The organism is Comamonas sp. B-9 (genome assembly GCF_000410635.1).
In the GTDB taxonomy this organism is placed as follows: domain Bacteria; phylum Pseudomonadota; class Gammaproteobacteria; order Burkholderiales; family Burkholderiaceae_C; genus Comamonas.
Window position 1 is genome coordinate 5,146 of the sequence record NZ_KE148632.1, and the last position, 12,082, is coordinate 17,227.

Genomic DNA, 12,082 nt, shown 5'->3' on the forward strand with positions numbered 1-12,082 from the left:
CGGACTTTATCTTTGCTGCGTTTTCCGAAGAGTTCGGCCTGGCCGGCAACCTGCTGCTGATCTTTTTCTTCCTGCTGCTGGTCTGGCGCGGCCTGGCCATTGCGATGCGCGCACCCACCTTGTTTGGCCGGCTGATGGCCGGTGCGGTGGCGATGATCTTTTTCACCTATGCCTTCGTTAACATGGGCATGGTCAGCGGCATCCTGCCGGTGGTGGGTGTGCCCTTGCCCTTTGTCAGCTACGGGGGCACGGCCATGGTCACCCTGGGGCTGGCGCTGGGGATCTTGATGTCGGTCGCCCGATCGCAGCGCCAGCTGGCGCGGGAGCAGGCGCCGCGCCTCTAGCGGACAGGTGCAGGCCAGGCTTTGCCATTGAAAACACCCCCGCCAGCCGCAGATACGGGAGAGGTGGCAACTGGCCCGCTGGCCACCGCAAATCAACGCATGGGCCCACGGCCATTGCGCAAGCCCTAAAATCGCCTCTATGAATGCACCTTTTGACCTTGCTGTGGCCAAGCCGCTGGCGGCTTCTACCGAACAACGACTGGATATAGCGCGCAGCCTGCTGCTGACGCCTTTTGGTCTGGATGACAGCCATCTGGCGCGCGCGCTGGCGGATATCCGCGCCCACAAGGTGGACGATGCAGACCTGTACTTCCAGTACACCCGGGCCGAAGGCTGGAGCCTGGAAGAGGGCATCGTCAAGACGGGCTCCTTCTCGATCGACCAGGGCGTGGGCGTGCGCGCGGTGTCCGGCGAGAAGACGGCCTTTGCCTATTCGGACGACATCTCGCTGGCATCGCTGTTGGATGCCGCCCATACGGTGCGCAGCATTGGGGCGCAAAGCCAGTCGCGCCAGGTCAAGGTGCCTGCCAAGAAGATTGCGCTGAGCCGCTCGCTCTACCCCGATCTGGACCCGATCTCCACGCTCGACAGCACCGCCAAGGTCGCCTTGCTGGAAAAGGTCGAGAAACTGGCCCGTGCCAAGGATCCGCGCGTCAAGCAGGTGATGGCAGGTCTCGCCGCTGAACACGATGTGGTCCTGGTCGCCCGTGCCGATGGCACCCTGGCTGCCGATGTGCGCCCGCTGGTGCGCCTGTCGGTCACGGTGATCGCCGAGAGCAAGAGCCGCCGCGAAGTGGGCTCGGCCGGCGGCGGTGGCCGCTTCGGTCTGGCCTATTTTGACGATGAGCTGGTGCAGCAATATGTGGACGAGGCCGTCAAGGCGGCCCTGGTCAACCTGGAATCGCGTCCCGCGCCAGCCGGCGTGATGACCGTGGTTCTGGGCCCGGGCTGGCCCGGTGTGCTGCTGCATGAGGCGGTGGGCCATGGCCTCGAAGGCGACTTCAACCGCAAGGGCTCGAGCGCCTTCAGCGGCATGATCGGCCAGCGCGTGGCGGCCAAGGGCGTGACGGTGCTGGACGACGGCACGATCGCCGACCGCCGCGGATCGCTCAATGTGGACGACGAGGGCCAGCCGACCCAGCGCAATGTGCTGATCGAAGACGGCATCTTGAAGGGCTATATCCAGGATGCGATGAATGCGCGCCTGATGAAGGTCAAGCCCACCGGCAATGGCCGGCGCGAGAGCTATGCCCACATTCCCATGCCGCGCATGACCAACACCTACATGCTGGGGGGCGACAAGGATCCGCAGGAAATCATCGCCTCGATGCAAAAGGGCCTGTATGCGACCAACTTTGGCGGTGGCCAGGTCGACATCACCAGCGGCAAGTTTGTGTTCTCCGCCAGCGAAGCCTATTGGGTCGAGAACGGCAAGATCCAGTACCCCGTCAAGGGCGCCACCATCGTGGGCAGCGGCCCCGAGTGCCTCAAGCACGTCAGCATGATCGGCAACGACATGCGCCTGGACAGCGGCGTGGGCACCTGTGGCAAGGAAGGCCAGAGCGTGCCCGTGGGCGTAGGCCAGCCGACCATGCGTATCGATGGTTTGACGGTGGGCGGTACGGCCTGAGCGATCCAAATAGCCGCTGCGTAGAACCTGTTCAAAGTCTCTACGCAGCTGCGTTGGAGTGCAATCGGGATGAGTTCGAATGGCTGGTCCGCAGCTTGCACCGGGGTGCAAGCAAGGGCCAGCGCGCAGAAATCGCCCGATTTCACTCCAACCCGTAGGGACAGTGGCTTTGCGGGCGGTCTGCGGCGTTGCAGCGCTTGCCAATAGCTGGCTATTGGCTGCGCACTGCGCCTAGCATCCCATCCCGCAAAGACACTGTCGCGGCGCGAGGAGACATTGAATAGGTTCTTTGGCGGCTAACGCAAGAATCAACCAAACGCCTGCGCGGTTTCTGCCGCGCAGGCGTTTGTTTTTTGACATCTTTCTGCAGTGTGTCTTTCTCAGATGCGCAATAAAAATGCGTATATAAAAAAATTGACAAAGCAATGGTGTGATTTCAACTTTGAAATCTTATTTTTTGCAATTTTTGTGCGTTTTATATAGAATGATGAATTGCGCCGCCCGCAGATGTGGTACATTGAAAAACATGCAAGCACGTAGCGCTTTTACCTTTTACTTTTGGTTCTCTGTCCCAGGCGGACGAGAGGTCTAGAAGCGCGCGAGCACCTAAACCTCCAGACAACCGCCGAAGCTGAAAAGCCCGGCGGTTTTTTGTTGCATAAACCACCCACACATTCAGGATCCTTAGATGACTCAGCAAGCCCAACCCACAAGCGATGCTTGGTATCGCGGTGTCGAGAAAACAAGCCAAACCGACGACCAACGTATCAAGGACATTACTGTGCTGCCGCCACCCGAGCATCTGATTCGCTTCTTCCCCATCAACGGCACGCCCGTTGAATCGCTGATCAGCAACACCCGCCAAAACATCCACAACATCATGTCCGGCGCGGATGACCGCCTGCTGGTCATCATCGGCCCCTGCTCGATCCATGATCCGCAAGCCGCGCTGGAATACGCCCGCCGCCTCAAGGCCGTGCGCAAGCAGTACGAAGGCACCTTGGAGATCGTCATGCGGGTCTACTTCGAAAAGCCCCGCACCACGGTGGGCTGGAAGGGCCTGATCAACGACCCCTACCTCGACGAGAGCTACCGCATCGACGAAGGCCTGCGCATTGCGCGCCAGCTGCTGATCGAGATCAACCGCCAGGGCGTGCCGGCGGGCAGCGAGTTCCTGGACATGATCTCGCCCCAGTACATTGGCGACCTGATCAGCTGGGGCGCGATTGGCGCGCGCACGACGGAGAGCCAGGTGCACCGCGAGCTGGCCTCGGGCATCTCGGCGCCGGTGGGTTTCAAGAACGGCACCGATGGCAATATCCGCATCGCCACTGACGCGATCCAATCGGCCAGCCGCCCGCACCATTTCCTGTCGGTGCACAAGAACGGCCAGGTCGCCATCGTGCACACCAAGGGCAATACCAACTGCCACGTGATCCTGCGCGGCGGCAAGACGCCCAACTACGATGCCGTCCATGTGGCCGCCGCCTGCAAGGACCTGGAGGCCGCGCACCTGCCCGCCACCCTGATGGTGGACTGCAGCCATGCCAACAGCAGCAAGCAGCACGAGAAGCAAAAAGAGGTGGCGCGCGATATTGCCCAGCAGATTGAAGGCGGCTCGCGCAGCGTGTTTGGCGTGATGATCGAGAGCCACCTGCAAGCCGGCGCGCAGAAGTTCACCCCCGGCAAGAACGATCCGGACAGCCTGGAGTACGGCAAGAGCATCACCGATGCCTGCCTGGGCTGGGACGACTCGCTGGAGACCTTGGCCGAGCTGTCCGACGCGGTGCAGGCCCGCCGCGTGCGCGCAAATACCGAGGAGCGCGCCGCTGCAACGGTGTAAGCTGGCGGCTTTGGGGCGGCCGCTGCCCGCCCCGTTTGCACCACCAATAAGGGATTGTCATGCGCAATGAAGTACGGGTTCTGCTCGAGGATGGCCAAGAGTTTGTCCATGGCTTTGACAGTGCGGAGGCCATGTCCAACGAGGACGGGCGCCGCTGGCTGGACCAGGAATTTCTGCGCATGGACTGCGAGCCGCTGCGCGCCAGCGGCAAGGTGCTGATCGTCGACAAAGTTGTCGTTGTTGCCAAGGCCGCCGGCGCCCCGCTGCTGGGTGATGCCCAATGGCTGGCGCAGTTTGCCCGTGCCAGCGTAGGCGCGGTGGGCCGGCCCACGGTGGTGGTGAACACCAAGGCCATGACGGCCTCGTTTTAAGCGTTCTCACTGCCCGCCTGACCTCAAAGCGCGAACCGCTGGGTTCGCACACCACGCCAAAAACCCGCTCGACAATGAGTGGGTTTTTTCTATTGTGGAGAATGCATCGTTAATCAGCCGCTATGGATTCTGGCTGAAGAGGGTGTTGCTCCAACCGTGGGTGCATCTGGCAGATATCTCGGGAGGGAGGGCGGATGCGAATCCTGTTGGTGGAGGATGAACAAGATCTGGCGCACTGGCTGGCCCGAACGTTGGCGCAGCAGTCGGGCATCGTCGTGGACTGGGTGGGCGATGGGCAGATGGCAGATCTGCGCCTGCAGCAGGAAGACTTTGATGCGGTGGTGCTGGACCTGGGTCTGCCTGGCATCGATGGCCGCACCGTGCTGGAGCGCATGCGCGAGCGCGATGACCGCACCCCCGTGCTGGTGCTGACCGCGCGGGACTCCCTGGCTGAGCGCGTCGGCACGCTCAAAAATGGTGCCGACGACTTTCTGGCCAAACCCTTCTTGCTCGATGAGTTGGAGGCGCGCCTGCAGGCCCTGGTTCGCCGCAGCCGGGGGCGCGAGCACCCTCGGCTGTCCTGCGGGCCGCTGCAGTTTGATGTCGCTGCGCAGCGCTTTTCGATGGCGGGCGATGCCTTGCCGGTGACACCCCGAGAGCATGCGGTGTTGCTGGCGCTCATCCAGCGCAGCGGTGAGCCAGTGGGCAAGCAAAGTATCTTGGACCGGGTCTTCCTTGGAGACCGGGATGTGAACCTCCAGGTCATTGAGGTACTGGTGTTTCGCCTGCGCAAGAAGCTCTTGGGCCGTGGCGTGCAGATTGTCACCCTGCGCGGTCTGGGCTACTGCCTGGAAGAGATGCAAGGCCGTGGCGTAGCCGGCGCTGCATTGCAAGGCCCATGATCTGGCGCAGCGCCGATCGCGATCTGGATGGCCGCGCTGCTTGGCGCCACCGCTGGCGTGATCGCGCCCGCTCTTTGAAGGCGGCGCTATTGGTGTGGCTGGTGCCGGGTTTGCTGCTGGGCATGGGTGGCAGCTTGCTGTGGTCCACCTACAGCCTGCGCATCCAGGTTGACGAGGCCTATGACCGTGCGCTGGCGGGTGCGTTGCGTGCGATCCACTACAACATCTCCACGGCCAGCGGCGGCTTGAGTGTGGAGCAGCCGTATCTGCTGTTGGAATTCTTCGAGCTGACGGTCAACGGCCGGGTCTACTTCCGGGTCGCGACCGAGGACGGTCTGGTCGAAATGGGGAATCCGGGCCTTCCTTTGCCCGAGGGCGAGCTCGAACTCGGCGTGCCGCAGTTCTATGACGCGGTGTACCTGAATGAGCCCATCCGTGTGGCCGCCTGGGCTCGGCTGGCGGACCCGCCCGTCGCGGGCAATCCGCACAGCCGCATCGTGGTGCAGGTGGCAGAGAATCTTCAGGAGCGTGCGCTGGTGGAGCGGCACATGGTCACGCGTGCCATCTTGCGCGATGTGCTGCTGGTGGGCATCAGCGTGGTGTTGCTGGTGGCGGGCGTGGTGCGCGCGCTCAGGCCATTGAAGCGGCTGCGCCAGCACCTGGATGCGCGCGCCTGGGATGACCTCTCGCCTATCGATGCGGCCAGCCTGCCTGCAGAAGTGCGGCCACTGGTGCAATCGCTGAACCACTTGGTGGAACGCTATGCCCACAGCGCCCAGGCCCAGCGGCAGTTTCTCGATGACGCCTCCCACCAACTGCGCACGCCGCTGGCCTTGCTGCGTACCCAGATCGGCTATGCATTGCGTGAGCGGGACCCGGCCCAGATGCGGGCTGCACTGCATGCGATGCAAGACGGTCTGGGCCGGGCCGAGCGCCTGACCCAGCAGATGCTGGCGCTGGCCCGCGCCCGAGATGCCGGGGCCGCTGCCAGTATCCGATCGCAATTTGCCGAGGTCGATCTGCGGGCACTGGCGGAGCAGGTGGTCACCACCTTGTGGCCGCTCGCGCGCGCCAAGCAGATTGACCTGGGGCTGGATGTGGTGGGGTTGGGCGACGACCCCCGAGGGCGGCAGGTGCAGGCCCTGGGCTGGCTGCTGCGCGAGGCGATCAGCAACCTGGTGGACAACGCCATCCGCTATACGCCTGCCGGTGGCCAGGTCACCGTGCAGCTGCAGGGCAGCGCGTCGTCCATCGCGCTGGTGGTGATCGACAGCGGTGGGGGCATGAGCGAGCACGACAGGGCACAGGCGGGCAGCCGGTTTCGGCGTGGTGCTGCGGGCAAGCGCCAGCAGGGCGCGGGCCTGGGCCTGGCCATTGTGCAGACCATTGCCCAGATGCATGGCGCCGAGTTCAAGCTGGCCAATGGCCGTGATGCGCAGGGGCAGCTGGGTTTGCACGGCAGCTTCCGCATGCCGCATACCGCCGCTGACCTGGGAATAACCCCGAATTGAAAGGCTATTGAAAGCCGCGAGCGTTTAGTCTTTGTCTACCTTGGTGGCGATCCCTCGCCCGACCAGGTTCCACGCTTGGCCAGCGCTGCCAGCCAGGTTCTGGCCAGCCGCCCCTTGGCCAAAGCGCCCATGCCCAAAAAAGGAGACAAAACCTATGTTTGCAAGCCGTTTATCAGGCCAGGCCTCAGGCCTTTTCATCAGCACGGTCATCGCAGCGAGCACCTGGGTGCCAGCGATGGCGCAGGCAGAGCCCCGCCGCCCGGAGTGCATTGCCCCGGCCCAGCCTGGCGGCGGGTTTGACCTGACCTGCCGCCTGGCCCAGACGGGCATGCGCGAGTCCAAGGCGCTCCAGAAACCCATGCGCATCGTCTACATGCCTGGCGGCATTGGTGCGGTGGCCTACAACAGCATCATCACCCAGCGCCCGGCAGATGGCAGCGCCATTGCTGCGTTCTCCAGTGGCTCGCTGCTCAATCTGGCCCAGGGTAAGTTTGGCAAGTACAGCGCCGATGATGTGCGCTGGCTGGCCACTGTGGGTGCGGATTACGGTGTGGCCGTGGTGCGGGCGGATTCGCCCCACCAGGATCTCAAGGGCCTGATGGCGGCTTTCAAGGAAGATCCGAGCCAGGTGGTGCTGGGCGCGGGCGGCTCCATTGGCAGCCAGGACTGGATGAAGGCAGCGCTGACCGCGCGCGCCGCCGGCGTGGACTACAAGAAAATGCGCTTCGTTGCCTTTGAGGGCGGTGGCGAAGCCGTCACGGCGCTGCGCGGCGGCCATGTCCAGGCCTTCATGGGGGATGCGGCCGAGGCGGTCACCATGCTCGAAGGCGGTGCCCCCATCCGCGTGCTGGCGGTTTTCCACTCCGAGCGCTTGCCGGGCAAGCTGGCCGACGTGCCGACCGCTGCCGAGCAGGGCTTCAACATCGAATGGCCGATCATCCGGGGTTTCTACGTGGGGCCCAAGGTATCGGATGCCGACTACCGCTGGTGGCTGCAGGCGTTTGACAAAGCCATGGCCACGCCCGAGTTCCGCAAGGCCCAGGCGCAACTGGGTCTCATGCCCTTCAACAAGACGGGGCCCGAGCTCGACCACTACATCAAGGCCCGTACCCGGCACTACACGGAGCTGGCCACGTCCTTTGACCTGGTCAAGTAAGGCCTGCCTGGGCCTAGCACCTGCCAGCCTGGCCCATGGGGCTTGAACAAGGCGGCCAGAAACCCTGGTCCGCCGCACTCGCACATCTTGCGGAAAGATATCTATGGTTCTCAATGATCGCACCCTGGGCGTGGCGGCGCTGCTGCTATCGGCCTTTCTGGCGTGGTTTGGACACGGGCTGGAGGCAGCATTTGCCTACGAGCCCGTGGGTCCGCGCGCCTTTCCTTTGTTGCTGGCCACGGTGATTGGCATGTGTGGCCTGCGCCTTGTCGTGAAAGGCGGCAACCCGGCAGCGCCCAACCCGCCCGGTGCCAACAGCCGCATTGCGCTGATGGTGGCGCTGGTGCTGGTGTACGCCGGGCTGTTCCAGTGGACCGGCTTTGTGCTGGCCACAGCCGTGGCTGCCGCCTGCGTGGGCCGGCTCTTTGGTGGCAGCTGGCTGCAGTGCGGGATCGGCGGCACCAGCCTGAGCGTGCTGTTCTATGTTCTTTTTGACCGTTTGCTGGACGTGGTGCTGCCACTGGGCTGGCTGGAGGAGCTGCTATGAGCGCGATGCTGGATAACCTCTCCCTGGGTTTTGGTGTTGCCTTCTCGGGCACCAACTTGCTCGTGGCACTGATTGGCTCGTTCTTTGGCACCATCGTCGGTGTGCTGCCGGGCCTGGGCCCGACGAACGGGGTTGCCATGCTGGTGCCGATCGCCTTTGCGATGGGCTTGCCGCCCGATACCGCCTTGATCTTGCTGGCCGCTGTCTATGTGGGTGCCGAATACGGAGGCCGGATCACCTCGATCCTGATCAATGTGCCCGGCGAGGCGGCTGCGGTCATGACCACGCTGGATGGCTACCCGCTGGCGCGCCAGGGGCTGGGAAGCGTGGCGCTGTCCCTGTCGGCCTGGTCCTCCTTTGTCGGCTCCCTCATCGCCATTGTCGGTATCGCCGCGTTTGCGCCCTTTCTGGCGCAGTGGGCCTTGGCATTTGGCCCGGCGGAATACTTTGTGCTGATGGTGTTTGCCTTCTGTGCGCTCACCAGCTTGCTGGGGGAGCAACCCATCAAAGGGGTTCTGGCGGCCGCCATCGGGCTGTCGATTGCGACCATCGGCGTGGATGCGAACTCCGGCGTTTACCGCTATACCTTCGACATCCCGCACCTGGCCGATGGCCTGGATTTTGTCGTGGTTGTCATTGGCTTGTTTGCCGTCGCGGAAATGCTGCAAATGCTGGAGAACAAGCTCTCGGGCCAAAGCGTCGAAGTGCCGCCCAGCCAACGCAAGCTCTTCAATCTGCGTGAGCTGCGCTTTACCTCCGGCAGCACCATCCGTGGCAGCCTGCTCGGGTTTGTGATGGGCGTGTTGCCAGGGGCGGGCGCCAGCGTGGCCTCGGCCGTGGCCTATGCCAACGAGAAGCGCTATATAGAGGACAAAGACCCGGATGCCAAATTTGGCCAGGGAGACATGCGTGGCTTGGCCGCGCCTGAGGCGGCGAACAACAGCGCCGCTACCGGCTCGTTCATCCCCATGCTCACCTTGGGCATCCCTGGCTCGGGGACGACGGCCGTGATGATGGGCGCGCTCACGCTCTACAACATCACCCCCGGCCCGGTGCTGTTTGAGCAGCAGCCCGCGCTGGTCTGGGGCTTGATCGCCTCGCTGCTGATTGCCAATGTGATGCTGCTGGTCATGAACATCCCGATGGTACGGGTGTTTGCCTCGATGCTGTCCATCCCGGGCTGGCTGCTGGTGCCGGGCATTTTGGCGATCAGCTTTATCGGCGTCTATGCCATCAGTGCCACGACCTTTGACCTGATGGCGGTCGTCGCCATCGGCGTGATCGGCTACCTGCTGCGCAAGCTCCAGGTGCCCATGGCGCCGATGGTGCTGGGTGTTGTGCTGGGCACGATGATGGAGCAAAACCTGCGGCGTGCGCTGTCCATCACCAATGGCGATGTGTCCATCCTCTGGGCCAGCACGGTCTGCACCATCCTCTGGGTGCTGGCGGCTGCCGTGGTGCTGGGGCCCATGGGTTACCGTTGGTGGGTCAAGCGCAAGCAGGCAGAGCCAGCGGCTGCTTGATGGGCGCTAACTGCGCTATTAATAATAGAAAGGCGAGCACCTGGGGCTCGCCTTTTTCTTGGGGAGGGCCGTCGCGCAGACCGCTCAGTTGCGGGCGGTGAGCGCCTTGAGCAATTTGTCGTGGATGCCGCCAAAGCCGCCATTGCTCATGCAGACGATCACATCACCGGCCTTGGCTGCCTGCAGCACCTGGGCGATCAGGCTGTCGATATTGCTGGCGGTCTGGGCGCGCGCGCCCATGGGGGCCAGCGCCTGGGCGGCGTCCCAGTCCAGGCCGGCAGTGTGGCAAAAGGCCAGGTCGGCTGATTCCAGCGACCAGGGCAGCTGCGACTTCATCGTGCCCAACTTCATTGTGTTGCTGCGCGGCTCGAACACCGCAAGAATGCGGGTTTGCGCGCCCACCTGCTGGCGCAGGCCATCCAAGGTGGTGCGGATGGCCGTGGGGTGGTGGGCAAAATCGTCGTAGACCTGGATGCCGGCGGCGGTGCCACGCAATTCCATGCGGCGCTTGACATTCTGAAAGCGCGACAAGGCTTGGGCCGCTTCTGCGGGTGCCACGCCCACATGCTGGGCTGCGGCGATGGCAGCGAGCGCATTCATCTGGTTGTGCACGCCGCTCAGGCCCCACTGCACCCTGCCGGCGGGCGCATCTTTGTAGAGCACCTCAAAGTTGGACGGGTCGCCCTCGGCGCGCATGCCGTCAATGGCGGCGCCAAAGCGCACCACTTCGCTCCAGCAGCCTTGGTGCAGCACGCGGGTCAGGCTCTCTTCAACACCATTGGCCACCACACGGCCGCTGGCGGGCACAGTGCGCACCAGGTGGTGGAACTGGCGCTCAATCGCTGCCAGGTCATCAAAGATGTCGGCATGGTCGAACTCCAGGTTGTTCAGCACGGCGGTGCGGGGGCGGTAGTGCACAAACTTGCTGCGCTTGTCGAAAAAGGCGGTGTCGTATTCGTCGGCCTCGATCACAAACACGGGGCGCGGATCGCCACCGCCGGGCCGGGTGGGCGCACCCAGGCGGGCTGAGACGCCAAAATCGAGTGGCACGCCACCGACCAGAAAGCCCGGCTGCAGGCCTGCGGCCTCCAGAATCCAGGTCAGCATCGAGGTCGTCGTGGTTTTGCCATGGGTGCCGGCCACGGCCAGCACATGGCGGCCCTGTAGCACATGCTCGGCCAGCCACTGGGGGCCGCTGGTGTAGGGAGCGCCGGAGTCGAGGATGGCCTCCATCAGCGGAAACTTGGGCGAGCCATCATCCAGCCGCGCGCGGCTGACGACGTTGCCGACCACATACATATCGGGTTGCAGCGCGAGCTGGTCGGCGCCAAAGCCTTCGATCAGCTCGATGCCCAGCGCGCGCAGTTGGTCGCTCATCGGCGGGTAGACGCCGCTGTCGCAGCCCGTCACCTTGTGCCCAGCCTCGCGTGCCAGTGCGGCCACGCCACCCATAAAGGTGCCACAGATACCCAGAATATGAATGTGCATGGACGTCGATTCTACGGCGCGTCCGGATATAAGCCGCGCTCTGGGCGGCTGTAATTGCAAGCAAGTGCCGCAGGGGCCATGCAAATCCGACACAATGGAATGCATGAAGACTGATGCAAGCTGGGAAATCGCCAACACCGCCGCACGCATGGTGGTGGAGGAAGGCCTGGAGTGGGGGCCGGCCAAGAAGCGCGCCGTCAAGCAGCTGGGGCTGCCGGGCCGCACCGCTCTGCCCGACAACGAGGTGCTGGAAGCGGCGGTGCGCGAGTACCTGGAGCTGTTCTGCGCCGACACCCAGCCCGCTGAGTTGCGCGCATTGCGCGAGATGGCCGTCGTGTGGATGGAGCGCATGGAGGCTTTCCGGCCCTATCTGGTAGGCGCCGTCTGGAATGGCACGGCCACGCGTCTGTCTGACATATACATTCAGTTGTTCTGCGATGACTCCAAATCGGCTGAGATTGCGCTGATTGACCATGGCGTGCGCTATGAGGTATCGTCAATCAACGGTTTCCACGGTGAGACGGTGGATGCCTTGTCGATCAGCAGCCTTTGCAAACCGCTCCATGAAAACATTGGTGTGCACTACCTGGTCTATGACCTGGATGACCTGCGCGGCGCCTTGAAGCCCGATGCCCAGGGCCGCACACCGCGCGGCTCGCTGGAGGCGGTGCGCCGCCTGCTGACCCCACCCACGGAGTGATGCCCCATGCCGACACCTGAACGCGCGCCTGTTGATGCAGCGCAAACCTTGCCAGCGCAGGCCGCCG

At 63.7% G+C, this 12,082-nt stretch carries 11 protein-coding genes; 10 read left to right on the forward strand and 1 reads right to left on the reverse strand.

The window, feature by feature from the left end:
* From H928_RS33595 to H928_RS0118105, 9 genes are all read left to right on the forward strand, one after another.
* On the forward strand, positions 1 to 344 hold a 344-nt coding region (locus H928_RS33595; RefSeq protein WP_043340956.1), incomplete at its 5' end, for an FtsW/RodA/SpoVE family cell cycle protein.
* 139 nt (positions 345 to 483) lie between these two features.
* Positions 484 to 1,974: a metalloprotease TldD gene (gene tldD, locus H928_RS0118070; protein WP_021027762.1), complete on the forward strand. Its 1,491-nt coding sequence runs from the start codon at positions 484 to 486 to the stop codon at positions 1,972 to 1,974.
* A gap of 688 nt (positions 1,975 to 2,662) precedes the next feature.
* On the forward strand, positions 2,663 to 3,817 hold the full coding sequence (locus tag H928_RS0118075; protein ID WP_027011094.1) for a 3-deoxy-7-phosphoheptulonate synthase: 1,155 nt from the start codon (positions 2,663 to 2,665) through the stop codon (positions 3,815 to 3,817).
* A gap of 59 nt (positions 3,818 to 3,876) precedes the next feature.
* On the forward strand, positions 3,877 to 4,188 hold the full coding sequence (locus H928_RS0118080) for a hypothetical protein (RefSeq protein WP_021027764.1): 312 nt from the start codon (positions 3,877 to 3,879) through the stop codon (positions 4,186 to 4,188).
* Positions 4,189 to 4,382: 194 nt separating this feature from the next.
* Positions 4,383 to 5,090 (forward strand): response regulator, encoded by a 708-nt coding sequence (locus H928_RS28665; protein WP_021027765.1) that lies wholly within the window; start codon positions 4,383 to 4,385, stop codon positions 5,088 to 5,090.
* Positions 5,087 to 6,601, forward strand: coding sequence for a sensor histidine kinase (locus H928_RS28670; RefSeq protein ID WP_021027766.1), 1,515 nt, complete (start codon positions 5,087 to 5,089; stop codon positions 6,599 to 6,601). Before H928_RS28665 ends, H928_RS28670 begins: the two co-directional genes overlap by 4 nt.
* Before the next feature lie 235 nt (positions 6,602 to 6,836).
* Positions 6,837 to 7,757 carry a tripartite tricarboxylate transporter substrate binding protein gene (locus tag H928_RS0118095; RefSeq protein WP_239645010.1) on the forward strand — a complete coding sequence of 307 codons (921 nt, stop codon included), beginning with the start codon at positions 6,837 to 6,839 and terminating at the stop codon, positions 7,755 to 7,757.
* 103 nt (positions 7,758 to 7,860) lie between these two features.
* Positions 7,861 to 8,304: a tripartite tricarboxylate transporter TctB family protein gene (locus H928_RS0118100; protein WP_021027768.1), complete on the forward strand. Its 444-nt coding sequence runs from the start codon at positions 7,861 to 7,863 to the stop codon at positions 8,302 to 8,304.
* Positions 8,301 to 9,827 (forward strand): tripartite tricarboxylate transporter permease, encoded by a 1,527-nt coding sequence (locus H928_RS0118105; protein WP_021027769.1) that lies wholly within the window; start codon positions 8,301 to 8,303, stop codon positions 9,825 to 9,827. The genes H928_RS0118100 and H928_RS0118105 overlap by 4 nt, the downstream gene beginning before the upstream one ends.
* A gap of 84 nt (positions 9,828 to 9,911) precedes the next feature.
* Here the strand turns inward: H928_RS0118105 and mpl are convergent, their stop codons facing one another.
* Positions 9,912 to 11,315 (reverse strand): UDP-N-acetylmuramate:L-alanyl-gamma-D-glutamyl-meso-diaminopimelate ligase, encoded by a 1,404-nt coding sequence (gene mpl / locus H928_RS0118110; RefSeq protein WP_021027770.1) that lies wholly within the window; start codon positions 11,313 to 11,315, stop codon positions 9,912 to 9,914.
* Between the two features lie 103 nt (positions 11,316 to 11,418).
* Here mpl and H928_RS0118115 point away from each other — a divergent pair, with 103 nt between their 5' ends.
* Positions 11,419 to 12,015, forward strand: a complete 597-nt coding sequence (locus H928_RS0118115) for a hypothetical protein (protein WP_021027771.1) — start codon at positions 11,419 to 11,421, stop codon at positions 12,013 to 12,015.
* Positions 12,016 to 12,082 lie beyond the last annotated feature (67 nt).

Coding starts and splice junctions, on each gene's coding strand:
- mpl (WP_021027770.1), bottom strand. CDS start 11,315: ATGCACATTCATATTCTGGGTATCTGTGGCACCTTTATGGGTGGCGTG.
- H928_RS0118095 (WP_239645010.1), top strand. CDS start 6,837: ATGGCGCAGGCAGAGCCCCGCCGCCCGGAGTGCATTGCCCCGGCCCAG.
- H928_RS0118100 (WP_021027768.1), top strand. CDS start 7,861: ATGGTTCTCAATGATCGCACCCTGGGCGTGGCGGCGCTGCTGCTATCG.
- H928_RS0118115 (WP_021027771.1), top strand. CDS start 11,419: ATGAAGACTGATGCAAGCTGGGAAATCGCCAACACCGCCGCACGCATG.
- H928_RS28665 (WP_021027765.1), top strand. CDS start 4,383: ATGCGAATCCTGTTGGTGGAGGATGAACAAGATCTGGCGCACTGGCTG.
- H928_RS0118105 (WP_021027769.1), top strand. CDS start 8,301: ATGAGCGCGATGCTGGATAACCTCTCCCTGGGTTTTGGTGTTGCCTTC.
- H928_RS28670 (WP_021027766.1), top strand. CDS start 5,087: ATGATCTGGCGCAGCGCCGATCGCGATCTGGATGGCCGCGCTGCTTGG.
- H928_RS0118075 (WP_027011094.1), top strand. CDS start 2,663: ATGACTCAGCAAGCCCAACCCACAAGCGATGCTTGGTATCGCGGTGTC.
- H928_RS0118080 (WP_021027764.1), top strand. CDS start 3,877: ATGCGCAATGAAGTACGGGTTCTGCTCGAGGATGGCCAAGAGTTTGTC.
- tldD (WP_021027762.1), top strand. CDS start 484: ATGAATGCACCTTTTGACCTTGCTGTGGCCAAGCCGCTGGCGGCTTCT.